This window comes from Bradyrhizobium commune (assembly GCF_015624505.1).
GTDB classification, from domain to species: domain Bacteria; phylum Pseudomonadota; class Alphaproteobacteria; order Rhizobiales; family Xanthobacteraceae; genus Bradyrhizobium; species Bradyrhizobium commune.
On the sequence record NZ_CP061379.1, the window covers coordinates 6,179,441 to 6,203,217 of the forward strand.

At 65.2% G+C, this 23,777-nt stretch carries 20 protein-coding genes; 12 read left to right on the forward strand and 8 right to left on the reverse strand.

Going from position 1 to position 23,777, the window contains the following annotated elements:
* Positions 1–34: 34 nt before the first annotated feature.
* Positions 35–1,162 (reverse strand): threonine synthase, encoded by a 1,128-nt coding sequence (locus IC761_RS28970; protein ID WP_195800085.1) that lies wholly within the window; start codon positions 1,160–1,162, stop codon positions 35–37.
* Between the two features lie 351 nt (positions 1,163–1,513).
* Between IC761_RS28970 and IC761_RS28975 the strand changes: the two genes are divergently transcribed.
* The 3 genes from IC761_RS28975 (at position 1,514) to upp (ending at position 4,814) form a co-directional block, all read left to right on the forward strand.
* Positions 1,514–2,770, forward strand: coding sequence for a GTP cyclohydrolase II (locus IC761_RS28975; RefSeq protein WP_195800086.1), 1,257 nt, complete (start codon positions 1,514–1,516; stop codon positions 2,768–2,770).
* Positions 2,771–2,776: 6 nt separating this feature from the next.
* Positions 2,777–4,015: a URC4/urg3 family protein gene (locus tag IC761_RS28980; protein WP_195800087.1), complete on the forward strand. Its 1,239-nt coding sequence runs from the start codon at positions 2,777–2,779 to the stop codon at positions 4,013–4,015.
* 169 nt (positions 4,016–4,184) lie between these two features.
* Positions 4,185–4,814 (forward strand): uracil phosphoribosyltransferase, encoded by a 630-nt coding sequence (gene upp / locus IC761_RS28985; RefSeq protein WP_195800088.1) that lies wholly within the window; start codon positions 4,185–4,187, stop codon positions 4,812–4,814.
* 1 nt (position 4,815) lies between these two features.
* Here upp and IC761_RS28990 read toward each other — a convergent pair whose 3' ends face one another.
* Both IC761_RS28990 and IC761_RS28995 read right to left on the reverse strand, forming a co-directional pair.
* Positions 4,816–5,928 carry a M48 family metallopeptidase gene (locus tag IC761_RS28990; protein WP_195800089.1) on the reverse strand — a complete coding sequence of 371 codons (1,113 nt, stop codon included), beginning with the start codon at positions 5,926–5,928 and terminating at the stop codon, positions 4,816–4,818.
* Positions 5,929–5,931: 3 nt separating this feature from the next.
* A complete protein-coding gene (locus IC761_RS28995) occupies positions 5,932–7,077 on the reverse strand; it encodes a DUF898 family protein (RefSeq protein WP_195804797.1) in 1,146 nt (381 codons plus the stop codon).
* Positions 7,078–7,482: 405 nt separating this feature from the next.
* Between IC761_RS28995 and IC761_RS29000 the strand changes: the two genes are divergently transcribed.
* Together IC761_RS29000 and IC761_RS29005 are read left to right on the forward strand one after the other, a co-directional pair.
* Positions 7,483–8,748: a cytochrome P450 gene (locus IC761_RS29000; protein WP_195800090.1), complete on the forward strand. Its 1,266-nt coding sequence runs from the start codon at positions 7,483–7,485 to the stop codon at positions 8,746–8,748.
* A 67-nt stretch (positions 8,749–8,815) separates the two neighbouring features.
* Positions 8,816–10,090 (forward strand): cytochrome P450, encoded by a 1,275-nt coding sequence (locus IC761_RS29005; protein ID WP_195800091.1) that lies wholly within the window; start codon positions 8,816–8,818, stop codon positions 10,088–10,090.
* Between the two features lie 178 nt (positions 10,091–10,268).
* Here the strand turns inward: IC761_RS29005 and IC761_RS29010 are convergent, their stop codons facing one another.
* Positions 10,269–11,189 (reverse strand): LysR substrate-binding domain-containing protein, encoded by a 921-nt coding sequence (locus tag IC761_RS29010; protein WP_195800092.1) that lies wholly within the window; start codon positions 11,187–11,189, stop codon positions 10,269–10,271.
* Between the two features lie 125 nt (positions 11,190–11,314).
* Here IC761_RS29010 and IC761_RS29015 point away from each other — a divergent pair, with 125 nt between their 5' ends.
* The 4 genes from IC761_RS29015 (at position 11,315) to mdlC (ending at position 16,223) form a co-directional block, all read left to right on the forward strand.
* Positions 11,315–12,478: an acyl-CoA dehydrogenase family protein gene (locus IC761_RS29015; RefSeq protein WP_195800093.1), complete on the forward strand. Its 1,164-nt coding sequence runs from the start codon at positions 11,315–11,317 to the stop codon at positions 12,476–12,478.
* Between the two features lie 10 nt (positions 12,479–12,488).
* The gene (locus IC761_RS29020; protein ID WP_195800094.1) at positions 12,489–13,592 is read left to right on the forward strand and encodes a CaiB/BaiF CoA transferase family protein; all 1,104 of its coding nucleotides are present in this window, start codon (positions 12,489–12,491) and stop codon (positions 13,590–13,592) included.
* A 15-nt stretch (positions 13,593–13,607) separates the two neighbouring features.
* A complete protein-coding gene (locus tag IC761_RS29025) occupies positions 13,608–14,459 on the forward strand; it encodes an HTD2 family dehydratase (protein ID WP_195800095.1) in 852 nt (283 codons plus the stop codon).
* A gap of 141 nt (positions 14,460–14,600) precedes the next feature.
* The gene (gene mdlC / locus IC761_RS29030; protein WP_195800096.1) at positions 14,601–16,223 is read left to right on the forward strand and encodes a benzoylformate decarboxylase; all 1,623 of its coding nucleotides are present in this window, start codon (positions 14,601–14,603) and stop codon (positions 16,221–16,223) included.
* Between the two features lie 171 nt (positions 16,224–16,394).
* On the opposite strand, the gene IC761_RS29035 is transcribed toward mdlC, so the two are convergent.
* On the reverse strand, positions 16,395–17,171 hold the full coding sequence (locus IC761_RS29035) for an SDR family NAD(P)-dependent oxidoreductase (protein WP_195800097.1): 777 nt from the start codon (positions 17,169–17,171) through the stop codon (positions 16,395–16,397).
* A 75-nt stretch (positions 17,172–17,246) separates the two neighbouring features.
* Between IC761_RS29035 and IC761_RS29040 the strand changes: the two genes are divergently transcribed.
* Complete coding sequence (locus tag IC761_RS29040; protein WP_195800098.1) at positions 17,247–17,708, forward strand: MarR family winged helix-turn-helix transcriptional regulator; 462 nt, start codon at positions 17,247–17,249, stop codon at positions 17,706–17,708.
* 5 nt (positions 17,709–17,713) lie between these two features.
* Here IC761_RS29040 and IC761_RS29045 read toward each other — a convergent pair whose 3' ends face one another.
* Together IC761_RS29045 and trhA are read right to left on the reverse strand one after the other, a co-directional pair.
* On the reverse strand, positions 17,714–18,508 hold the full coding sequence (locus IC761_RS29045) for an SDR family oxidoreductase (RefSeq protein WP_195800099.1): 795 nt from the start codon (positions 18,506–18,508) through the stop codon (positions 17,714–17,716).
* Positions 18,509–18,567: 59 nt separating this feature from the next.
* Positions 18,568–19,263, reverse strand: coding sequence for a PAQR family membrane homeostasis protein TrhA (trhA, locus tag IC761_RS29050; protein ID WP_195800100.1), 696 nt, complete (start codon positions 19,261–19,263; stop codon positions 18,568–18,570).
* A 171-nt stretch (positions 19,264–19,434) separates the two neighbouring features.
* Here trhA and IC761_RS29055 point away from each other — a divergent pair, with 171 nt between their 5' ends.
* Together IC761_RS29055 and IC761_RS29060 are read left to right on the forward strand one after the other, a co-directional pair.
* On the forward strand, positions 19,435–20,904 hold the full coding sequence (locus IC761_RS29055) for a YcjX family GTP-binding protein (RefSeq protein WP_195800101.1): 1,470 nt from the start codon (positions 19,435–19,437) through the stop codon (positions 20,902–20,904).
* Positions 20,901–21,929 (forward strand): YcjF family protein, encoded by a 1,029-nt coding sequence (locus tag IC761_RS29060; RefSeq protein ID WP_195800102.1) that lies wholly within the window; start codon positions 20,901–20,903, stop codon positions 21,927–21,929. Before IC761_RS29055 ends, IC761_RS29060 begins: the two co-directional genes overlap by 4 nt.
* On the opposite strand, the gene IC761_RS29065 is transcribed toward IC761_RS29060, so the two are convergent.
* The gene (locus IC761_RS29065; protein WP_195804798.1) at positions 21,838–23,406 is read right to left on the reverse strand and encodes a glycosyltransferase family 39 protein; all 1,569 of its coding nucleotides are present in this window, start codon (positions 23,404–23,406) and stop codon (positions 21,838–21,840) included. The genes IC761_RS29060 and IC761_RS29065 overlap by 92 nt on opposite strands.
* Positions 23,407–23,777 lie beyond the last annotated feature (371 nt).

Genomic DNA, 23,777 nt, shown 5'->3' on the forward strand with positions numbered 1-23,777 from the left:
CCGAGGCCGGCCCGGATGATCTCGGCGGATCGCCCTACTGCACGAGGTCGGCGACGGTGGTGGCGGCCTTCAGCCCGGTGCCGGTCAGGACCGCGACCGTGGTCTCGCTGGCCTTGATGGCGCCGCTGGCGGCGAGCTTTTCCAGCGCGGCCGCAGCGCTCGCGCTGGTGGGCTCGGCGAACAGGCCCTGCCGCGCCAGGCGGCGCAGGGCCGCGACGATCTCGTCCTCGGTGAGCGCAATTGTGCCGCCGCCGCTTTCGCGGAGCGCAGCGATGATCTCGCGCAGGCGCAGCGGATTCTTGATCGCGGTGCCCTCGGCAATCGTCTTGGTCACCTCGCGGGCGACGGGCGTATCGACACCGGCCTTGAAGCTCGCGTCGATCGGCGAACAGTTTTGTGGCTGCGCCGCGAACAGGCGCGGCAGCTTTGCGATCTGGCCGGCCTTCAACAACTCGCGGAAGCCGAAGGCACAGCCCAAGAGGCTGCTGCCGGCACCGACGGGAACGATGACGTTGTCGGGCGCGCGAAAGCCGAGATCTTCCCAGATCTCATAAGCGAGCGATTTGGTGCCTTCGAGAAAGAACGGCTGCCAGTTGTGACTGGCGTAGAAGGTCTGGCTCGATTGACGGATGGCCTCGGCCTCCGACTCCTCGCGCGGGCCCTCGACGAGCTGAACGGTGGCGCCGTAAGCACGCACCTGTGCGATCTTGGCCGGCGATGTCGATGCGGGCGCAAGAATCTTCACGCGCATGCCGCCGGCGGCTCCGAGGCCCGCCATCGACGAGCCGCCATTGCCGGAACTATCCTCCAGAATGGCGTCGACGCCGATCTGGCGCAGGAACGACAGCATCACGGCCGAGCCGCGGTCCTTGAAGCTGCCGGTCGGGTTGAACCATTCGAGCTTGAACAACGGCCGCAGATCACCCCAGTCCTGCTGCACGAGTGGCGTGCAGCCCTCGCCGAGCGTGATCGGCCTTTCGATTGCGACCGGCAGCGCCGCCCGATAGCGCCAGAGCGAGCGGGTACGGCCGTCGATATCCGCACGCGAGATCCCCGCCCCCGGCGTCACCAGCAGCGGCGTGCGCTCGTCCGAGCACCAGCGCGGCTGATCGAGCGGATAGAGCCGTCCGTTGCGGGGATCAATATAATTGGCGGCGGGCATGGCGGTCTCCTGAAAGCCGGCCTACGACATGTCTGAATTCAGGCACGTTGTCCACGCCGCCCGAATCAGATTAAAATATCTATATATTTCAATATCTTATGCAAAATTAAGAGCCGGACATCAACGTCTTTTGCGCGGCTGCGGCGCCGCATTCAAGAGAGCCGCAAGAGTACCTATATTCAACTCCTAGGAGACGAACGGTCCTGCCCGTGCAACACGATTAACTTGTCTGTCGTGGCTGGCCGCTACAATATGATGGATTGAGCTTGCGTCGCCGGTGGTCCGCATCGGCAACACAAGCGAGCCAGGCCCGTCCGAGCGGCGGGCCGTTGGCTTTTTGGGAGCCTGGACATGAGCCGCGCGAACCGTACCGACCACATCCGCCTGACCTCCCATCCGGAGCCGGGCCGGAAGGCCGCCTTTCCGATCCACTGGGGCGCTGCGGATGCGCGCGCCCGCGGGCCGATCATCGGCACGGTGTCACGCGCGGGGGATCGCAACGTGATCGGCAGCCATGGCGGCTCCTATGCGATGTACCGCGCGCTCGCCGTCTCCGCCGGCGCGCTCGATCCGATTCGTAGGCCCGATCTCACCAACACCTTTCCGGCGGCGACCATCGGGCCGTTCGAGCAATGGCGCGATCCCGCAAAAATCGTCGCGCTCGATCCCTGGGGGCATCTCGTTGCGGAGAATTTCGGCAAGGACATCGCCGAGGGCGTCGACATCCGTCCGAGCATCGCGGTGACGCGGGCGCGGCTCGATTTGCCGGAGATCCGCGAGGCGCTCGCGGCCAAGCGACTTCGTGCCGACGGCGAGGTCGTGCACGCCAATGGCAGCGTCTCGGTGGTGAAGATCGCGATCGATCCGGTCTGGTATCTGCCGGGCCTCGCCGAGCGCTTCGAGACCAACGAGACCGAGCTGCGCCGGACGCTGTTCGAGCAGACCGCCGGCATGTTCCCCGAGCTCGTGACCCGGCCGGACATGAAGGTGTTCCTGCCGCCGATCGGCGGCACCACGGTCTATATGTTCGGCGATGTGACAAAACTGCCGGACCATCGCACCAAGATCACCTGCCGCGTGCATGACGAATGCAACGGCTCCGACGTGTTCGGCTCCGACATCTGCACCTGCCGGCCCTACCTGATCCACGGCATCGAGGAATCCGCGCGCGGCGCCCAGGAGGGCGGGCTCGGGCTCGTCATCTACAACCGCAAGGAAGGCCGCGCGCTCGGCGAAGTGACAAAGTTCCTGGTCTACAACGCGCGGAAGCGCCAGGAGGATGGCGATGCGGCCGCCGCCTATTTCGAGCGGACCGAGTGCGTCGCCGGTGTCCAGGACGCGCGCTTCCAGCAATTGATGCCGGACACCATCCACTGGCTCGGCCTGAAGCGCATCGACCGCTTCCTGTCGATGAGCGACATGAAATACGACGCGCTGACCTCGCAGGGCATCGACATCGTCGAGCGCGTGCCGATCCCGCTCGAGCTCATCCCCGCCGACGCCCATGTCGAGATCGCCGCCAAGAAGGCCGCCGGCTACTACACCACCGACATCGCGCCGGAGAAGGACGTCAACGGCGTGGTCGGGCGTTCGCTGGAAAAATACTGACACGCAATGGCCGACGCTCTGGAACTGCAAGCACGCGCGCTGCTCACCGCAAAGGCGGTTCGCGCGCGGGCCGGCGAGATGCTCGCAATCGGACTGAGCGGCGGGCTGACGCATTTCACCATCGATCTCGATCGCATGCATGGCGTTGCCGACGCCGTGCTGGCTGTCACGCGAAAAGCCTATCCGACGCTCGACATTCCCTTCCACGCGCGGTGGCGGCATTTTGTGCTCGGCGGCGTCGACCGCTGGGCGCGGCTCGCGGACGCCGCATCATGGCCGGATCGTGCGGCACGCGCACGCGCGGAGTTCGACCTTGCCATCGTCAGCGTGCTGCTGGACGCCGGGGCCGGGGCGACATGGCGCTATCGTGACGCGGTGACGGGCGAGAGCATCGGTCGGTCCGAGGGGCTTGCGATTGCGAGCCTCGATATGTTCGCGCGCGGGCTGTTTTCCGGCGATGCCCGCGCGCCGTTCAGGGCCGATGCGGACGTGCTCGCAAAGCTGCCGCTTGCCGCGCTGACGTCGGCGTTTCAAGTGAGCGACGCCAATCCGCTGCTCGGCCTCGAGGGCCGTACCGATCTGCTGCGCCGTCTCGGCAAGCAAGTCGCCGAGCGTCCGGAGGTTTTCGGCACACGCGACACGCCGCGTCCGGGCGGGCTGTTCGATCACATCGCGGCACAGGCGGCGGGCGGCACCATTCCCGCCCCCGCCATCCTGGCCGCGGTGCTGAACCAGCTCGGGCCGATCTGGCCGTCGCGGCTTGAACTCGCCGGCGTCCCGCTCGGCGATTGCTGGCGTCATTCCGCGATCAAGGCAGACGACGGAACGTCGGGCCTCGTGCCCCTGCACAAACTGTCGCAATGGCTGAGCTATTCGCTGATCGAGCCGCTCCAGCGCGCGGGCCTCAAGGTGACCGACATCGACGGCCTCACCGGGCTCGCCGAATACCGCAATGGCGGCCTGTTCGTCGATCACGAGGTGCTGCGCCTGCGCGATGCCGCCGATACAGATCGCGCGCATGCGGTGGACTCGCTGCTCGTCGTCGAGTGGCGCGCGCTCACCGTCGCGTTGCTGGACCGCCTGGCAGAGCTGGTTCGCGCCAAGCTCGGCCGCACGCCCGAAACGTTGCCGCTCGCCAGCATCCTGGAAGGCGGCACCTGGGCCGCCGGCCGCGCCATTGCGTTTGCGCGCCGTCCCGACGGTTCGCCGCCGCTCAAGGTGATCAGCGACGGCACGGTTTTCTAAACCCTCTCCCCCTGTGGGAGAGGGTGGCTTCGCGAAAGCGAAGCCGGGTGAGGGGTATGTCTCCGCGGGCACATCTCTCACTGGAGTTTGCTGAAACAGACCCCTCATCCGGCGCTTCGCGCCACCTTCTCCCACAGGGGGAGAAGGGAAGAAGCAAGAGCATCCGATCATGGAAGGCGTCACGATCGTCGATCATCCGCTGGTCCAGCACAAGCTGACGCTGGTGCGGGACAAATCCATCTCGACAAAGTCGTTCCGCGAGCTGATCAAGGAGATCGGCATGCTCTTGTGCTACGAGGTGACGCGCGACCTGCCGCTCGCCGACACCGTGATCGAGACGCCGCTGGCGACGATGCATTCGGCCAAGATCGCCGGCAAGAAGCTGGTGTTTGTGCCGATGCTGCGCGCCGGCACCACCTTTGTCGACGGCATGATGGATCTGGTGCCGACCGCACGCGTCGCCCATATCGGGCTCTATCGCGAGCCGCACAGCTTTGCGGCGGTCGAATATTTCTTCAAATCGCCGTCCGATCTCGGCGAGCGTCTCGCCATCGTGGTGACGCCGGTGGTCGCGACCGCCAACACGGCCGTGGCCGCCGTCGACCGGCTGAAGGAGCGCGGCGCCAAGGACATCCGCCTTGCCTGCCTGATTGCGGCGCCTCAGGGATTGGAACGCCTGCGCGGATTGCACCCGGACGTTCCGATCTGGACAGCGGCGGTCGACGAAGGTCTCGACGAGAACGGCTTTATCCTGCCGGGCCTCGGCGACGCCGGCGATCGCGCCTATGGGACGAGATAGATCAAATCTTCCCGCTGCCGCAAATTCCCTTCAGCGCTTTCCACTCCGCATCCGTCAGGAGCGGCGGACCGCTTGCGGGACGGTCCTCCCTGGTCATCCGGGCGAGGCGATCCTCGGTGAGCGGGTGGCTTGACAGGATATTGGCAAAACCGCTGCCGCCTTCCTTGCCGGTGATGCGAAACATCAGTTCGGCCGCGGGCTTCGGCGAGCGGCCGAGCGCGTGCATCGTCTCGATCGCAAAGGTGTCGGCATTGGTCTCGGCCTCGCGCGAATAGGAGGCTTCGACCACGCTGCGCGAGGCGAAGATCACGGCGGACGAGCCGGTGACGTCGCCGAACAACAGCCCGATCAGGAACGAGGTGCCGCCGTTGTAGATCAGGCCGCGCATGTTGTCGTGATGCTTGAGATGGCCGAGCTCGTGGGCGAGGATGCCGGCGAGCTCGTCGGGATTTTCGGCCTTGTCGATCAGGCCATTCAAGACATAGACCTTGCCGCCCGGCAGTGCGAAGGCGTTCGGTATCGAGGACGGCAGCACGCCTGATGTCATGCTGTCGTCGTCGAGGCCGGCGGCGTCGCGCAGACGGTTGACCAGCTTGGAAAAGGCCACCTGCCCGGCCGGATCGCTGCAAGATCCGCGGCCGAAGATGGTTTTCACCTGAACTTCCGACGCATCGCCGATCCGCCGCTCGATCGGCTTCGGCACCAGCGGCGCGAGGCGGTCGGCAGCGAGCGGCAACCCGAACAGCACGACGCAGACGATCGAGACGGCGGCCGCAACCGACCAGCCGACGATTTTTGCGACCCCGCGACGCGTGGTCAGGTGCTCGTCGAGCCGCAAGCAGCGCGCGATAATCTCCGACGCAAGCGCCGCATCACGAATCTCGAGCCGCGCCAGCGACGGCGCGGCGGTCGAGGTCAGACGCAAGATGCCGGCCGGACTGTCGGCGCGGCGGATGTCCGGGTAGGCCCAGCGAACCGGCGCGCCGCCCTCTTCGCAGATCTCGAGCACGTCACCGAGTGTCAGCGTGACTTGCCGCCTGCGGCTCGACACGCCGTCGAAGAATATCGTCGGCTTGACCGACTGCACTGCAGACTCGGTGGACAACTCGCTCACGGCCTAGAATCCCGCAACATCGAGCCCGTCGGCAAAGCCCTCGCCGAGCGCGCTGGCGAGCTCGCCGCTGCCGCGGACGTCGGCTGCGGCGCCGATGTCATGCACCTCGACGGTTTCCAGCACCTTCACCCAGAGATCGCGCTGGAGATAGACCCGCATGATGATGTTGACCGCAAGCGCAACCGCGAAATAGCCGATCACCATCATCACCAGCATCGGGATGCTCTTGGCGTGACCGCCAGGGCCCATGATCTGCTCGACCGGAAGGCCGCTCAGCTTGACCGCGAGCGCCATGGCCCCGGCAATGTAGAAACCGAAGATCGTGCTCAGCAGCAACCACCAGCCAACCACCTTCCAGTACAGGCCGTAGAACGCGTTGTGCGGCAAGGTCGACGACAGGCTGACGCCGCCGACGCGGATGCCATTGAGCCACCAGCGCCATTCGCGCGCCTTGAATTCGGCGTAGAGGAACGGCGCGAGCGGAAAGATCACCACCGCGATCGGGCTCAGCAGCCACAGCCACCAGCCGCGCTTGAAGAACTCCCAGCCATCGCCTTCGAAATCGCCTTGCAGATCGCCGAAGTGCGTGTGCCGCATCTTGTAGCGTTCGAGCGAGGCCTCGCGCCAGGGCAGCGCCAGGCCGAGCGTCAGGAAGGTGAGCAGGCCCCACAGCATGGCACGGAGCGAATAGATCCAGCCGGAGCCGTCCATCCAGAACCGCACGCCACGCCAGACCGTGCGGGTCAGGCGATAGCGTCGCGCGCGAAAAATCGCGAACTGGCCGAAGGCGTAGAAAGAGATGAACAGCGGCGTCGAGGCAAAGCCCTGCCAGCGTTCGAACTCGATGCCGACCAGGAAATAAGCGAGATAGATCGGCACCAGGATCGCGAGCGCGACCAGGAAGCCGATCAGGAGCTCCTTAGCCCGACCGGTATATTCGGCGGCGTCGCCGTCGATCGATGTGTTCGACCACAAATGCCGGCGGATGTCGGTGACGAGCCAGAACCGGTAGAAGCCGAAGGTGACGAGCTCGAGCGCGGCGCCCTTGGTGACCATCCTGCGGAACTCGGAGCGATCGCCGGAGAAGTCGACCCGCGAGGGCGGCAGTGGCGGCGGGACGGGTTCGGAGCCGAGCGGGGCCCATTGCATATCGTTCACGGCGTCAACCTCGGGATGCGGACCTGGTCCGCTCAAACTATAGATCAGAGTTTTGTCGATCCCCAAGATCGGCGGGTTCGATTTTACCCTGGTTTCGATCGATTTCTCGCATGATTCCGCAGCCAGGAGCGTGCGCGGGGTCACGTTGACACTAAAGCGCGATGAGATGGATCGTCATCGCGCTTTAGGTTGTTGTTTAGGCATGATCTTTTCGGAAAACCGCTGCGCACTTTTCCGGATCATGCCGCAGCGTGACGGTCAATCAACCCTCTCGCAAAGGTTGGATGTGGCAAAACTCTCCCTTGCCCCGACGCAGACAACGGGCTGTAATTGCAAATCAAATACCGCAGAGCAGAATTCAAGAAAATCGCGCGGTTCACGCCAGGGAGAGCGGTCATGCATGGGACCATCGAGAGCACGGCGAAGTGCGAAGCATTGCGCGAGCGCGCGTCGTCATTGCCGCTTGAGCAGTTCGATCCGGGCGACCCCGAATTGTTCAGAACCGATACGTTCTGGCCCTATTTCGATCGCCTGCGCCGGGAAGATCCGGTGCACTACTGCAAGGACTCGATGTTCGGGCCGTATTGGTCGGTGACGCGCTACAACGACATCATGGAGATCGAGACCAATCATTCGGTATTCTCCTCGGCCTCCTCGCTCGGCGGCATCACCATCCGCGACGTCGATCCGGATTTGCGCCGCGAAAGCTTCATCTCGATGGACCCGCCGCGGCATGCCGCACAGCGCAAGACCGTGGCGCCGATGTTCACGCCGACGCATCTGGACAATCTCGCGCTCAACATCCGCAAGCGCTCGGCCGAGTGCCTGGACAACCTGCCGCGCGGGGAGGTGTTCGACTGGGTCGACGAGGTGTCGATCGAGCTCACCACGCAAATGCTCGCGGTGCTGTTCGACTTCCCCTGGGAGGATCGCCGCAAGCTGACGCGCTGGTCGGATATCGCCACCACCATTCCCGGCCCCGACGGCCTTGTCGCCACCGACGACGAACGGATGGCGGAGCTCGCGGAATGCGCGGCCTACTTCTCGCGGCTCTGGAAGGAGCGCGCCGAGCAGCCGCCGAAGAGCGACCTGCTCTCGATGATGGTGCATGGCGCCGCCACGCGCGACATGGACGCCAGGAACTTTCTCGGCAATCTCATCCTTTTGATCGTCGGCGGCAACGATACCACCCGCAACACCATGTCGGGCTCGATCTACGCGCTGAGCCAGCACCCCGAACAATATCGCAAGCTGCGCGACAACCCCGCGCTGCTCGACAGCTTCGTGCCGGAGGTGATCCGCTGGCAGACGCCGCTGGCGCATATGCGCCGCACCGCACTCGCCGATTTCGAGTTCCGCGGCAAGCAGATCAAGAAGGGTGACAAGGTCGTGATGTGGTACGTCTCGGGCAACCGCGACGAGCAGGCGATCGAGAAGCCCTACGATTTCATCATCGACCGCGCCCGCCCGCGCACCCATCTCTCCTTCGGCTTCGGCATTCACCGCTGCGTCGGCCTGCGGCTTGCCGAACTCCAGCTGAAGATTATCTGGGAAGAGATCCTCAAGCGGTTCGATCATATCGACGTGGTCGGCGAACCGAAGCGGGTGTATTCGAGTTTCGTAAAGGGTCTTGAAACCTTGCCCGTGAAGATTGCGGCGTGACGCGTGAGAACTCCCTCTCCCCGCACGCGGGGAGAGGCGAAAGGAAGACACAACTGGAGCCACGACCATGAACATCCAAGCGCCGGTTAAAGTGGACAAGGTCGAACGCATGCGCCGGGCGCGCGAGGAAGCCTATGCGACCCCGCTCGCGCAATTCCACCCCGGCGCGCCCAGGCTGTTCCAGGACGATACGCTGTGGCCGTGGTTCGAGCGGCTGCGCAAGGAAGAGCCGGTGCATTACTGCACCAACGCGCCGATCGAACCGTATTGGTCGGTGGTGAAATACAACGACATCATGCATGTCGACACCAATCACGGCCTGTTCTCCTCGGACTCGACGCTCGGCGGCATCTCGATCCGCGACGTGCCGCCCGGTTACGACTGGCCGAGCTTCATCGCCATGGACCAACCGCAGCATTCGGCGCAGCGCAAGACCGTCTCGCCGATGTTCACGCCGACGCATCTGGACGAGCTCGCCAAGCTGATCCGCGAGCGCTCCCAGACCGTGCTCGACAATCTGCCGCGCAACGAGACCTTCAACTTCGTCGAGCGCGTCTCGATCGAGCTGACGACGCAGATGCTCGCCACGCTTTTCGACTTTCCCTGGGAGGAGCGGCGCAAGCTGACGCGCTGGTCCGACGTTTCAACCGCGCTGCCCAAGAGCGGCATCGTCGAATCCGCCGAGCAACGCCGCCGCGAGATGGACGAGTGCTACGCCTACATGTCCAAGCTGTGGAACGAGCGCGTCAACTCGGCGCCGCGCAACGATCTGCTGTCGCTGATGGCCCATAGCGACGCCACGCGCTTCATGGATCCCGACAATCTGATGGGCAACATCATCCTGCTCATCGTCGGTGGCAACGACACCACACGCAACACCATGACCGGCTCGGTGCTGGCGCTGAACGAGAACCCCGAGCAGTACGACAAGCTGCGCGCCAACCCTGATCTGATCGACACCATGGTGCCGGAGGTGATCCGCTGGCAGACCCCGCTCGCGCATATGCGCCGTACCGCGCTCCAGGACACCGAGATCGGCGGCAAAGCGATCAAGAAGGGCGACCGCGTCGTGATGTGGTACGTCTCCGGCAACCGCGACGAGGAGATGATCGACCGCCCCGATGAGTTCATCATCGATCGCCCGCGGCCGCGCACGCATCTGTCCTTCGGCTTCGGCATCCACCGCTGCGTCGGCATGCGGCTGGCCGAGCTGCAACTGCGGATCGTCTGGGAGGAGATGCTGAAGCGGTTCGACCGCATCGAGGTGGTCGGCGAGCCGAAGCGGATCTATTCGAGCTTCATCAAGGGATATGAGACGCTGCCGGTGCGGATTCCGGGGTAGGCTCGGCGACGGTAGCCCGGATGGAGCGAAGCGTAATCCGGGGCCGCAGCAAAGACTCCCGGATTGCGCTTCGCTCCATCCGGGCTACGACGAGCAGCTATAAAATTCCGGCATGACAGCTCGCACAACATGCGAAGGGCCGACTGCGGCCTTCTGTCCTAAACCGCGCTGAACGCACTTAACTCAGCCTGATGTCCCACACGCCTTCCTTGCGGCAGGCGGCGACCTCGTCGCGCAACAGCGCGGTGATGGCGAGCGAGGCCGTCGAGGCCGGGCGGTCGATCGGAGAGGCGAAAATGAGCTCGCGTGTCATCGGCTTGGAAACGACAGCGGTTTCCAGCCGCCCGTCCGCGACCTCGCCGTGGACCGACGAAGGTGGCAATAGCGCAAAGCCGAGGCCCTCCTCGACCAGGCTCGTCAGCACGCGGAACGAATCTGCCTCCAGCTGGACGTTGAGCTTGATCTTGCGCTGGGCGGCGGCGTGCTCGATCAACGCACGCAGGCCGTGCGAATGACTGGGCAACACCAGCCGCTGCCGCAGCAGCCAGCCGACATCGACGCTCTTCTTGCGTGCAAGGCCGCAGCCGCGCGGGCCGACCGCGACGATGTTGTCGCGGCCGAGGCTCTCGACGTTGAGATGCAGATCGGCCGAGCGGCCGTAGAGAATGGCGAGGTCCATCTCGCCGCGATGCAGCCATTCGACCAGATGACCGCTGTAGCTCTCGACGATGCGCAGCGAGATGCCGGGAAACATTTCGACGCAGCGCCGCGCAAAGCGCGCCGACAGCACGCAGCTCACGGTCGGAACCAGGCCGAGCACGACCTGGCCCGACGGCGGCCCCTTGGCCGACTGGATGTCGTCGCGGATCTGGTCGATCTGCCGCACGATGCCGGAGGTGCGTGCGAGCAGAAGCCGACCGGCCTCGGTCAGCACCATGCCGCGGCCATTGCGCGTGAACAGCTCGACGCGCAGCTCGTGCTCCAGAAGCTTGATCTGCCTGGAGAGCGCCGGCTGCGCCACGCGCAGCGTATCGGACGCCTTCGACAGGCTGCCGAGCTCCGCCACGCAACTGAAGGTCCTGAGCTGCCGGAAATCCATGCTTGCCAATCCTGGAAGGCTACTCCATACGCTATAGCAAATGAGCATAGGGGGCTGGCGTTGTTTTCACAACGCCGGAGGATCGGCCGGCGTTATCTTAACTGCCGTACCAGACGGGAAACGCCATGAGTGAAGACCACGAGGATCACGCCGACATCCGCGACGCCGTCGCCAAGCTCTGTGCGCAGTTTCCCGGCGAATATTGGCGCAAGCTCGATCGCGAAATGGCCTATCCCAAGGCGTTCGTCGACGCGCTGACGGAGGCCGGCTATCTCTCGGTGCTGATCCCCGAGGAATATGGCGGCGCGGGCTTGAAGCTCTCGGCCGCGGCAGCGATCCTTGAAGAGATCCAGCGCGCCGGCTGCAATGGCGGCGGCTGCCATGCCCAGATGTACACGATGGGCACCGTGCTGCGGCACGGCAACGACGAGCAGAAGGCAAAGTATTTGCCGAAGGTCGCGAGCGGCGAATTGCGGCTTCAGGCCTTCGGCGTCACCGAGCCGACCAGCGGCACCGACACCTCCTCGCTGAAGACCTTCGCGCGCAAGGACGGCAATGCCGGCTACATCGTCAACGGCCAGAAGATCTGGACCAGCCGCGCCGAGCATTCCGACCTGATGATCCTGCTGGCACGCACCACGCCGAAGGATGAGGTGAAGAAGCGCACCGATGGCCTCTCCGTGTTCATCGTCGACATGCGCGAGGTCAAGGACAAGGGCCTCGAGATCCGCCCGATCCGCACCATGATGAATCATGCCACCACCGAAGTGTTCTTTACCGACATGAAGGTGCCGGCGGAGAATCTGATCGGCGAGGAAGGCAAGGGCTTTCGCTACATCCTCTCCGGCATGAATGCCGAGCGCATTCTGATCGCGGCCGAGTGCATCGGCGACGCCAAATGGTTCATCGCCAAGGCGACCAACTATGCCAAGGAGCGCGCGGTGTTCGGCCGGCCGATCGGGCAAAATCAAGGCATCCAGTTCCCGATCGCCAAGGCCTATGCCGCGATGCGCGCGGCCGAGCTGATGGTGAAGGAAGCGACCCGCAAATACGAGGCCGGGCTCGACTGCGGCGCGGAGGCCAACATGGCGAAGATGCTGGCGGCTGATGCGTCCTGGGAAGCGGCGAACGCCTGCATCCAGACCCATGGCGGCTTCGGCTTCGCCGAGGAATATGACGTCGAGCGCAAATTCCGCGAGACGCGGCTCTACCAGGTGGCGCCGATCTCGACCAATCTGGTGCTGTCCTTTGTCGCCGAGCATGTGCTCGGCCTGCCCCGCTCGTACTGAGGCAGCAATCATGGGAGCGTTGGACGGGATCAGGGTGATTGCGGTCGAGCAGGCGGTGGCGGCGCCGTTCTGCTCGTCGCGGCTGGCGGATGCCGGCGCGGAAGTGATCAAGATCGAACGGCCCGAAGGCGACTTCGCCCGCGGCTATGACGCAGCCGCCAAGGGCCAGAGCAGTTATTTCGTCTGGCTCAACCGTGGCAAGCAATCGGCGGTGGTCGATCTCGCCACCAAGGAAGGCCGCGCCGAGCTGGAAAAGCTGATCGCGAGCGCCGATGTGCTGGTTCAGAACTTGAAGCCGGGCTCGATGGACAAGCTCGGCTTCTCGCGCGAGCGGCTGTTGAAGGACTATCCAAGGCTGATCTCGTGCACGATCACCGGCTATGGCGACGAGGGCCCCTACGCCCACCGCAAGGCCTATGATCTCCTGATCCAGGCCGAGAGCGGCCTTGCCTCGATCACCGGCAATCCCGACGGCGCCTCGCGTGTCGGCATGTCCATCGTCGACGTCGCGACCGGCGCGACCGCGCATGCGGCGATTCTGGAGGCGCTGATCGCGCGCGGCCGCACCGGCAAGGGTGCCGATATCCGCATCTCCATGTTCGACGTGATGGCGGACTGGTGCACCGTGCCGCTGCTCAACGCGGAGGCCGGCAATCCGCCGAAGCGCATGGGGCTGCGCCACCCCTCGATCGCGCCCTATGGCGTGTTCACCTCGAAGGATGGCAAGGACATCCTGATCTCGATCCAGAGCGAGCGCGAGTGGAAAACGCTTTGCGCCGAGGTGCTGGACCAGCCTGACCTCCCCAAGGATCCCCGCGTCGCCAACGGCGTCGAGCGCGTGCGCAACCGCGATTTCACCGACAGGACGGTGGCAGAGGCCTTCGGCAGCATGACGCGCGACGAGCTGTTGAAGCGGCTGTCGGAGGCCGACATCGCCTTTGCCGAGGTCAACGCCATGGCCGACCTCAGCCACCATCCGCATCTGCGGCGCATCGAGGTGGAAACGCCGAACGGCCGCGTCAGCTATCCGGCGCCGGCACCAATCATCGTCGGCGAGACGCGCGCCTATGGCGCGGTGCCCGCCATCGGCGAGAAACCTGCCAGGAAGTCATAACAAGAGCGAGGCGTCATGACCGGGAAGCTCGACATCGATCATTTGCGGCAATGGATCGGCCGCAGCACGGAGGCCACCGACATCGTCACCGCGCAGCTCGTCAAGGGCCTGCGCGCGACGCTGTTCCAGGAGGTCGGCGAGCCCAAAGCGGGCGATGCCGCACCCTTCACCGTGCATTGGTGCCTGGCGCAGCCGGTGTTTCCGATGTCGATGCTCGGCCCCGACGGCCATCCGACCCGCGGCGGCTTCCTGCCGCCGGTGCCGCTGCCGCGCCGGATGTGGGCCGGTGGCGAGATCGAGTTCTTGCAGCCCTTGCGCGTCGGCGACGAATCGACGCGAACCTCGCGCATCGCCGACGTGCAGGTGAAATCAGGCTCGACCGGCACGCTGTGCTTCGTCTCGGTCGAGCACAGCATCTCGTGCCCGCGCGGCGTCGCCATCCGCGAGCGGCAGGACATCGTCTATCGCGAGATGACGGGCAGCGCGCCGACGAACGCGAAGGCCCCGCCCCCGCCACCCGAGGCGCAGCACCGCGAGACGCACGTCTCCGATCCCGTGCTGCTGTTCCGCTATTCCGCTTTGACCTTCAACGGCCACCGCATTCACTATGACCGGGATTACGTCACCAAGGTCGAGGGCTATCCCGGCCTGATCTTCCACGGGCCGTTGCAGGCGGCGCTCATCATCGAGATGGCAGCAAAACTGCGCGGCGGCAAGCCGCCGAAGAAGTTTACATACCGCGGTTTGCAGCCGCTGTTCGAGGGCACGGAGTTTTCCATCAACGCCAATGACTCCGGCGAGAGCATGGAGCTGTGGACCGCGAACGCGGAAGGGCAGCCGACGATGAAGGGGACGGCGGTGTGGTGATATACTCCTGCTAGACCCTCACCCTGAGGAGCGCGCCCCTTCGCGCGCGTCTCGAAGGGCGAGGCCACCAGCCGGGCCTTCATCCTTCGAGACGCGCGAAGACGCGCTCCTCAGGATGAGGAATAGAGAGGGACGGAAACCATGGCCAAGAACGGCAAGACCGGCAGCAAGTCCGTCACCGTCAAGCAGGCGACGCTCGACCTGCTGCGCTCGTTCGGAATCAGACGCGTGTTCGGCAATCCCGGCTCGACCGAGCTGCCGTTCCTGAGCGACTGGCCCGACGACATCGACTACGTGCTGGCGTTGCAGGAAGCCTCCGCCGTCGGCATGGCCGATGGCTACGCCCAGGCGACGCGCAATGCCGGCTTCGTCAATCTGCATTCGGCGGCCGGCGTCGGCAACGCGCTCGGCAACATCTACACCGCGCATCGCAACCAGACGCCGCTGGTGATCACCGCGGGCCAGCAGGCGCGTTCGATCCTGCCGTTGCAGGCGTTCCTCTACGCCGAGCGCGCCTCGGAATTCCCGCGACCCTATGTAAAGTACAGCATCGAGCCGGCGCGACCCGAGGACGTGCCCGCCGCGATTGCGCGCGCCTATTACACCGCGATGCAGCCGCCTTGCGGGCCGACCTTCGTTTCGATCCCGATCGACGACTGGGCGCATGCGACAGCTCCAGTCGAGGCGCGCAAGGTCAGCCGCGAGATCGGGCCTGAGCCTGAGGCGATGAAAGCACTGGTCGCCGCGCTCGGCTCGGCGAAGCACCCTGCCCTCGTGGTCGGCCCCGGCGTCGATCGCGCCGGCGCGGTCGATCTGATGGTGCGCGTAGCAGAGAAGGCCAAGGCGAGCGTCTGGGTCAGCCCGTTCTCCGCGCGCTGCTCGTTCCCCGAGCGCCATCCGCAATTCGCGGGCTTTTTGCACGCGTCGCCCGCGCAGCTCTCTGACGCGCTACGCGAGCACGATCTTGTCGTCGTGATCGGCGCGCCGGTGTTCACCTTCCATGTCGAGGGCCATGCCGCGATCTTCGACGGCGGCGCGACGATTTTCCAGATCACCGACGATCCGGATGCGGCGGCAGTGACGCCCGTCGGCACCAGCATCATCGCGACGATGAAGCCGGCGCTCGCAGCGTTGCTCGACCTGCTGCCGGAGAGCAAACGTGCGACGCCAAAGGGCCGCACCCTGCCGCCGGCGCCGCAAGCCGCGGACCCCCTGCCGGTCGAATTCCTGCTGCATTCGCTGTCGCAGGCGATGCCCGATGGCGCATCGCTGGTCGAGGAAGTGCCTTCGCACCGGCCGGCGATGCAAAAGTTCATGCCGATGCGCGGCCAGGACAGCTTTTACACCATGGCGAGCGGCGGCCTCGGCTACTCCCTGCCGGCCGCGGTCGGCATGGCGCTGGGCAAGCCGAAGCAGCGCACAGTGTGCCTGATCGGCGACGGCTCGGCGATGTATTCGATCCAGGCGCTGTGGACCGCCGCGCAGCGCAAGCTGCCGCTGACCGTCGTCGTCATCAACAATGCCGGCTACGGCGCGATGCGCTCGTTCAGCCAGGTGATGCAGGTGCGGAACGTGCCCGGGCTGGAGCTGCCGGGGATCGATTTCGTCAAGCTCGCCGAAGCCATGGGCTGCCATGCGGTGCGGGTCAGCAAGGCGGCAGAGCTCGGCGAGGCGCTGAAGCACGGGATGGCGCATGAGGGCGCGAGCCTTGTCGAGGTCGTCGTGGATTCAGCGGTGCCGGTGTTGTACGGGCAGAAGCATTAGGCGTTGCGCAATATCCACATTGTCGTCCCGGCGAAGGCCGGGACCCATACCCACAAGCCGAGGATTGGCGAAGACTCGCGGTTGGCAGCTTCGTGCCGCAACTCCTCCCTGGGGTTATGGGTCCCGGCCTTCGCCGGGACGACACTGAATTTGTTGCGCGAGCGCCGCCAGCTACGAGGCTAAAAATCCCCCGTCCGCCGCGAGCACGTGACCGACCACATACGACGACGCGTCCGACGACAGCCACACCACGGCCTCCGCCACCTCTTCCGGCGTTCCCGTCCGGCGCAGCGGCAGGCCTGCGCCGATGGTCGCGACATCGCCGACGCCCGAACGCAACATCATGTCAGTAACGACACGGCCGGGCGCGATTGCGTTGATACGGATGCCGCGCGGGGCGTTTTCCATGGCGGCCGAGCGCGTCAGCGAAATCACGGCGGCCTTCGAGGCCGAGTAGAGAGCCAAGCCAACATTGGGATTGCGCACGCCGCTGACGGAGGCGTTGACCACGATGTTTCCGGTACCTTTCGCCAGCATCGGCGGCAATTGATGGCGCAGGCACAGGAACAGGGCGCGGACATTGGTGTCGAACACGTTGTCGTAGGCCTCTGCGCCCTGCTCCTCCAGCGGCGCACGCCGCTCCTGGAAGCCGGCATTGTTGAAGGCGACGTCGAGGCGGCCGCAACGATCGAGCGTGGTGCGGATCATTCGCTCGACGTCGTCTTCGCGCGTGATGTCGGTCTTGAGCGCGATCGCATCGGTTCCCAACTCGCGGCATGCCGCCGCTGCGGCTTCAACCTCGGCTTCGCGCCGCCCCGCCACGATAACCGCCTCCGCGCCCTCAGCCGCCATCCGGAACGCCGTCGCGCGCCCGATGCCGCTGCCGCCGCCCGTGACGAGACAGACCTTGTCTCTCATCCGCTCGCCGGCTGGCACAATTCCGCTCATGGCTGCCTCCAAAACGCTTGCGCGCCCCGTTGCGTGCATATAGTTGTATGATACAACTATATGCCGGGAGTCAAGATGGCCGAACTCGCGCTGATCGACGACATTCGCGCCGCCTCGCGGCTGATGGTGCGGGAACTCGGCTTCATGGACGCCACCGTCGCGGCGACGGATTATCCACCATCGGCTGTACACACCATTCTGGAGATCGGCATCCGTGGCCCGATGACGTCAGGCGAGCTCGGCGATTTCCTGCGGCTGGAAAAATCCAGCGTCAGCCGCCTCGTGCGCAAGCTGATCGATTGCGGCGAGCTGCGAGAGACGCAGGATGAGGAGGACGCGCGCAGCAAGCTTTTGTCGCTGACGGCAAAAGGCCGACGCTCGCTGGAGGCGCTGCATGCGTTCGGCCGCCGGCAGGTGCGCGGTGCGCTGGCGACGCTGACAGATGCGGAGCAGCGCACGGTGCGCGAGGGGATGATGCTCTATGCGCGGGCGTTGAGGCAGAGCCGGGAGGAGGACGAGGCGGAAGCCGCGGCATAGCTTCCCTACTTCCCGAACTCCTCCCGCATCTTCGCCTGGATCTTGGCCATGCCGCCGATCCAGCGGTCGTAGTTCTCGGTCTTCTTGCGCATATAGCCGAGCACCTGCGGATGCGGCAGGATCAGGAACGTCTCCTGCTCCAGGCCGGCGAGCACATCCTTTGCCACCTGTTCCGGCGTGAGGTCGCCATCGCCGGATTGCGGGCCTTTAGGGATCGAGCGCAGCATGTTGGTGTCGACGCCCTGCGGGCAGAGGATCGAGACCTTGATGTTGTGGGCCTTGTGCGAGATCGCGAGGTTTTCGGCGAAGCCGACCGCGGCGTGCTTGGTGGTGGAATAGGCCGGGCTGCCGACCTGCGACAAGAGGCCCGCGGCCGAGATCGTGTTGAGGAAATAGCCGCCGCCGCGCGTCTTCATGCGAGGGATGAGATGCCGCGCGGCATAGACATGGGCCATCACATGAATCGCCCAGCTGCGCTGCCACGGCTCGTCCGAGGCGCCGCCGGCATTCACCGACATCGGATCGAAGCCGCCGCCGATGCCGGCATTGGAGCAGAACAGCTCGATGGGCCCGAACTGCCGTTCGGTCTCCTCGATCACATGGGTGATGTCCTTTTCCTGGGCGACGTCGCATTTGAACGCCGCCCCGTCGACCGTGGCGGCGACCGCCCTTGCGTTGGCGGCGTCCATATCCGCGACGACGACCTTGGCCGCGCCTGCCTTATGGAAAGCTTCGCACAGCGCCTTGCCGATGCCATTGGCGCCGCCCGTGACGACCACGACCTTGCCGGTCACCTGCATGCGACGTCTCCTCTTGTCTTGTAATGCTTTGCTTGCTTATCCCGCTGCGCGGGACGCGGTCAGCTCAACACGAGGTCGAGCACCGCGGTATAATGGCACGCCGCGCCGGCCAAGACAAAGCCGTGCCAGATTGCATTCTGGAAGCGCAGCCGCCGCCAGGCGTGGAAGATCACGCCAAGGCTGTAGAGAATGCCGCCGGCAAGCACCAAGCCCAGCGCCAGCGCCGGCAGCGCCTTGACCACGGAATCGTAGAGCATCATGCCGCTCCAGCCCATCGCGAGATAGATGCCGACGGCGACGCGGTCGAACCGGCCGGGATAGCGAAGCTTCAGCACGATGCCGACGATCGCGACGCACCAGACGCAGATGAGCAACGTCAGCGCGAAGGTGCTGTCCTTCAGCTCCAGGATGAACGGCGTGTAGGTCGCTGCGATCAAGAGATAGATCGCGGAATGGTCGAACCGCCGCAGCAGCCATTTCACCGGCGACACCGGCCAGAGATTATAGCTCGCCGACAGCACCAGCATCGACAGCAGGCCGGCGACATAGATCGAGACGCCGACGATGTCGATCGCGTCGGCATAGATCGCCGTCAGCACCACCAACACGGTCGCGGCGATGATGCCCGAGAGCACGCCGATGCCATGGATGATGCCGTCGGCGATCAGCTCGGCGCGGTCGTAGTTCCAGCGGATCGCATCCGCCGCAGCGTGGACGGATGTGGATGCCAGCTGTTTCAACCTGAAGACGGTCATGTCTGCTCAACGCGATAGGTGTCCAATATTGGTCTGTCACAGTTAACGTGACGTTCAAGGACGGATTTGCGGAAAAACGCGGTGGAAGTATGAAGCTTGATTTTCCTCACGCAGTTGCCACTTTTGTGACCAGTCACACATTTCCGCCTGCCGAGATCCTCTAACATTCATATGCCATTCAGTTTCCAGGATATGGTCGAGGAAGCGCGCCTGTCAGCCCGGGCGCTGATCGATTATGGCGAGCACTTCTTCAACCCGACGGTGCGGCTTGGCGTCACCGGCCTGTCGCGGGCCGGCAAGACCGTGTTCATCACCGCGCTGATCCACGGGCTGACGCGCGGCGGCCGGTTTCCGGTGTTCGAGGCCTATGCCTCGGGCCGGATCGCGCGGGCACATCTTGCGCCGCAGCCCGACGATGCCGTGCCGCGCTTTGCCTATGAAAGTCATCTGCGCGCGCTGATCGAGGAACGGCGCTGGCCGAACTCGACCGTCGACATCAGCGAGCTGCGCCTCGTCATCGACTATCAACGCCAGAATGGCGCCGATCGCACGCTGACGCTCGACATCGTCGACTATCCCGGCGAATGGCTGCTCGATCTGCCGCTGCTGCAAAAGAGCTTTGAGCAATGGTCGGCGGAGAGCCTGGCACTGTCGCGCGAGGCACCACGTGCGCATCTCGCCGGCGAATGGCACGCCCATCTTGCAACCCTCAAGTCCGAGGCGCGCGAGGATGAGCAGGCCACACTCACAGCCGCAAAGCTCTTCACCGATTATTTGCGCGCCTGCCGCGACGAGCGCTTTGCGATGAGCCTGCTGCCGCCCGGCCGCTTCCTGATGCCGGGCAATCTCGCCGACACGCCGGCGCTGACCTTTGCGCCGCTCGACGTGCCCGCAGGCCGACTGGCACCGGATGGCTCGCTATGGGCCATGATGGTGCGGCGTTACGAGGCCTACAAGGACGTCGTGGTGCGGCCGTTCTTCCGCGATCATTTTGCCAGGCTCGATCGCCAGATCGTGCTGGCGGATGCGCTGGCCGCATTCAACTCCGGCCCCGAAGCGCTGCACGATCTCGAAGCGGCACTTGCGGGAATCCTCGATTGCTTCCGTATCGGCCGCAGCACGATCCTCTCCAGCCTGTTCCGGCCGCGCATCGACCGCATCCTGTTCGCGGCGACCAAGGCGGACCATCTGCATCATTCCAGCCACGACCGGCTCGAGGCCGTGCTGCGCCGCGCCGTCACCCGCGCCGTGGCGCGCGCGGAAGACACCGGCGCCGAGATCGACGTGGTCGCGCTTGCCGCCGTGCGCGCCACGCGCGAGGCACAGGTCGCGCATGGCCGCGACAAACTGCCGTCGATCCTGGGAACGCCGGCGGCAGGCGAAAGCGCCAGCGGCGAGTTTTTTGACGGCAACACGGAGGTTGCGACCTTTCCGGGCGATTTGCCGGCGGACCCGGAGCCATTGTTCAACGGCTCCGATGCGTTCCGCGGCCTCTCGACCGAGGCCGCCGAAAAGAGCGATTTCCGCTTCCTGCGCTTCCGCCCGCCAAAGCTCGAACGCGAAGGCTCCGAAGAGCCGGTGCTGCCTCACATCCGCCTCGACCGTGCCTTGCAGTTCCTGATCGGAGACAAGCTCGCATGAACGACCGATCCAAGCCACGGCGGCCGGCGACGTTCCGGCTCGACGATCCCGGCGTCGTCGTCACCGAAGCCGACGAGACGGCGCGGCTCGGCCGCGGCACCATCCAGATCACGCCCGAGCCCGATCCGGCGATGCTGCCGGTCCCGATTGAAACGACGTTGCCGGCGCGGCGCGGATTTCCCTGGGGCGCGCTGTTCTGGTCCGGCCTCGCCGGACTGACGCTGCTCGGCGTCGGACTCGGCGTGGTCCATCTGATCGAAGATCTGTTTGCGCGCAGCGAGAGCCTTGGCTTCGTCGGACTTGCTCTTGCGTTCGTCACCACGCTTGCGCTCGCGGTGGTGATCGGGCGCGAAGCTTTTGGTCTTGCGCGCCTGGCGACGATCGAGAAGCTGCACCAGCGTGCGGCCACGGTCCTTGCCAGCGACGACCGCAGGGAGAGCCGCGCCATCGTGCAGGATCTCATCAAGATCGCGCACCAGAACCCGCAGCTCGCGCGCGCCCGCGCCGCGCTGGAGAGCCATGCGGGCGAGATCATCGACGGCGCCGACATGATCCGGCTCGCCGAGCGCGAGTTGATGGCACCGCTGGACGCCGAAGCGCGGCGGCTGGTATCGGTTGCCGCGCAGCGGGTCTCGATCGTCACCGCCGTTTCGCCGCGCGCGCTGATCGACGTGATGTTCGTGTTCGTCGCCTCGCTTCGCCTGATCCGCCAGCTCGCCCGCCTCTATGGCGGCCGGCCCGGCGCGCTCGGCATGATCCGCCTGCTCCGCCACGTCATCGCGCATCTCGCCATCACCGGCGGCATGGCGGCAAGCGACAGCCTGGTGCAGCAGATGCTTGGTCACGGCATTGCGGCAAAGCTGTCGCAGCGCTTGGGCGAAGGCATGCTCAACGGGTTGCTGACGGCGCGGTTGGGATTGGCCGCAATCGACGTCACAAGGCCGCTGCCGTTCGCAGCGCTGCCACAGCCAAAGCTGTCGGACCTCGCGACGGATCTGTTGCGGAGGAAAGAGGACGAGGAGTAGCTCCCAAGGCCAGCACGCGCCACTGAAAGAGCGGTGAGTCCTTCGGCGGCGAGAGCTCCGGCGTCCAGCCCGTTAATTTTTCCAGCACGTAGGTATCACTGAGAACGCCGCGCCAGCGGCGTTCGACCTGGCCAAGCTGCTCGCGCTTGGCGGGGATCGAATCCCACAACGGCGCATGATTGTCCGGCTCACGCCCGACATAGATGCCGGCGTGCCCCTTGATCCGATCCATGCCCGGATCGCGGAAATCCTGGAAGCGGCCGCGCTCGTTGAGCTCAGTCACGGGGACACGGCCCCGGAACAGCCAGCGCATCATCGCGTAGGTACGGTAATCCGTCGTCGCGATCCAGGTCGCGCCGGTCTCATCCAGCGCGGTCTGCACGCGTGCCGCGACCTGCTCGAAGCCGGCCTCGCCGCCGACCGGGTCGATCCTGCCAAGGAAGTTCCAGGGCGCTGCGACGTAATAGAGGAACACGATGACGACGAAGGCGATGCCCGAGATCACCGCCGTGTTGGCCCAGAAGATGCTCGTCCGGATCATCCGCGTCGACCAGCCGACCTTCGGCATCATTGCGAGATTGATCGCCGCGGCGGCGAAGCCTGCCGGCCACATGAACATCGGCCAGGTATCGCCCACCCGCAGCGTCATCGACTTCACGAGGAAATAGAGAAACGGCACCAGCACCGCGGTCGACAGCAGAATCGCAACCGGCTCACGCGTGCGAAAGCCGCGCCATGCCGTCATCACGAGGCCCGACAGCACCACCGGCAGCATGACGAAACCGACCAGGCCGAATTGCAGGCCGATATAGTCACCGAGGGTGCGCAGCGAGATGCCGTAATTGGTGGTGGCGCGCACACCCTGGAAGCGGAACGAGGCCCAGTCGTGCTGCGCATTCCAGATCAGGACCGGCGAGAACACGACGATCGCGATCAGCGCGGCGAGCCAGGGATAAGGGCTGCGCAGCCAGCGCCAATCCAGCACCAGAAGAAAGACAGCCACCGCCGGCGCGAACATGATCGCGGTGAATTTCGACAGCAGCGACAGGCCGGCGAACAGGCCGGCGGCGAGCCACCAGCGTCCGTCGCCGCTCTGCGCCAACCGCACCAGCGACCACATCATCGCCACCGCGAACGGGATCATGGCAACGTCGGGGGCGACCTTGGCCATCAGCAACCCGTAATAGAGTGCCGCCTCCGGCATCAACACCGCGAGCACGACCGCGCGCGCATCGTGGGTGAGGCGGCGGACGATGTCGGCGAGCAGGAGTTGCGTCACCAGCATCGCGACGATGCCGCCAAAGCGGACGCCGAGCGTGGTGTCGCCGAAGATCGCGGTACCGAGGCGGATGAACCATGAGATCATCGGCGGATGATCGAGGAAGCTCAGCGCCGCCTCTTTCGACCAGGTCCAGTAATAGGCCTCGTCGGTGCGCAGCTCGATCGCGGAGGCATAGACGATGCGCAGCAGCGTCATCGCGGCGATGACGGCCACCGCCACGAGGATAGAACGGCGCGCGGCGCCGCCGGGCTTCACGATGATGTCGGGAGCGATCGTCACGGCCGCGCTTTTCCCCGACTTGGGAGGGGGAGTCAATGTTGGGGGCGTTGCGTCATATTTCCATGTTCGTCCCGGGGCGCGACGCAGTCGCGAGCCCGGGACCCATAACCACAGGGAGGGGTTGTGGCACGAGTTGATAACCACGAGTCTTCGCCAAACTACTCCCTGTGGTTATGGGTCCCGGATCGGCGCGCGCTTCGGGCGCGCCGATCCGGGACGACAGCGGTGGATACGGCTTGCCGCGCATGTGATCGGGGCTCCCGTTCACAGGCGGAATTTAACTCTCC

Excerpts from the sequence above, each read along its gene's own strand:
- IC761_RS29020 (WP_195800094.1), top strand. The coding sequence starts at position 12,489 with ATGGGAGCGTTGGACGGGATCAGGGTGATTGCGGTCGAGCAGGCGGTG.
- IC761_RS29055 (WP_195800101.1), top strand. The coding sequence starts at position 19,435 with ATGCCATTCAGTTTCCAGGATATGGTCGAGGAAGCGCGCCTGTCAGCC.
- IC761_RS29005 (WP_195800091.1), top strand. The coding sequence starts at position 8,816 with ATGAACATCCAAGCGCCGGTTAAAGTGGACAAGGTCGAACGCATGCGC.
- IC761_RS28995 (WP_195804797.1), bottom strand. The coding sequence starts at position 7,077 with ATGCAATGGGCCCCGCTCGGCTCCGAACCCGTCCCGCCGCCACTGCCG.
- IC761_RS29040 (WP_195800098.1), top strand. The coding sequence starts at position 17,247 with ATGGCCGAACTCGCGCTGATCGACGACATTCGCGCCGCCTCGCGGCTG.
- IC761_RS28980 (WP_195800087.1), top strand. The coding sequence starts at position 2,777 with ATGGCCGACGCTCTGGAACTGCAAGCACGCGCGCTGCTCACCGCAAAG.
- IC761_RS29015 (WP_195800093.1), top strand. The coding sequence starts at position 11,315 with ATGAGTGAAGACCACGAGGATCACGCCGACATCCGCGACGCCGTCGCC.
- IC761_RS29045 (WP_195800099.1), bottom strand. The coding sequence starts at position 18,508 with ATGCAGGTGACCGGCAAGGTCGTGGTCGTCACGGGCGGCGCCAATGGC.
- IC761_RS29000 (WP_195800090.1), top strand. The coding sequence starts at position 7,483 with ATGCATGGGACCATCGAGAGCACGGCGAAGTGCGAAGCATTGCGCGAG.
- IC761_RS29010 (WP_195800092.1), bottom strand. The coding sequence starts at position 11,189 with ATGGATTTCCGGCAGCTCAGGACCTTCAGTTGCGTGGCGGAGCTCGGC.
- IC761_RS28970 (WP_195800085.1), bottom strand. The coding sequence starts at position 1,162 with ATGCCCGCCGCCAATTATATTGATCCCCGCAACGGACGGCTCTATCCG.
- IC761_RS29025 (WP_195800095.1), top strand. The coding sequence starts at position 13,608 with ATGACCGGGAAGCTCGACATCGATCATTTGCGGCAATGGATCGGCCGC.
- IC761_RS29060 (WP_195800102.1), top strand. The coding sequence starts at position 20,901 with ATGAACGACCGATCCAAGCCACGGCGGCCGGCGACGTTCCGGCTCGAC.
- IC761_RS28975 (WP_195800086.1), top strand. The coding sequence starts at position 1,514 with ATGAGCCGCGCGAACCGTACCGACCACATCCGCCTGACCTCCCATCCG.
- trhA (WP_195800100.1), bottom strand. The coding sequence starts at position 19,263 with ATGACCGTCTTCAGGTTGAAACAGCTGGCATCCACATCCGTCCACGCT.
- mdlC (WP_195800096.1), top strand. The coding sequence starts at position 14,601 with ATGGCCAAGAACGGCAAGACCGGCAGCAAGTCCGTCACCGTCAAGCAG.
- IC761_RS29065 (WP_195804798.1), bottom strand. The coding sequence starts at position 23,406 with ATGACGCTGCTGCGCATCGTCTATGCCTCCGCGATCGAGCTGCGCACC.
- IC761_RS29035 (WP_195800097.1), bottom strand. The coding sequence starts at position 17,171 with ATGAGCGGAATTGTGCCAGCCGGCGAGCGGATGAGAGACAAGGTCTGT.
- upp (WP_195800088.1), top strand. The coding sequence starts at position 4,185 with ATGGAAGGCGTCACGATCGTCGATCATCCGCTGGTCCAGCACAAGCTG.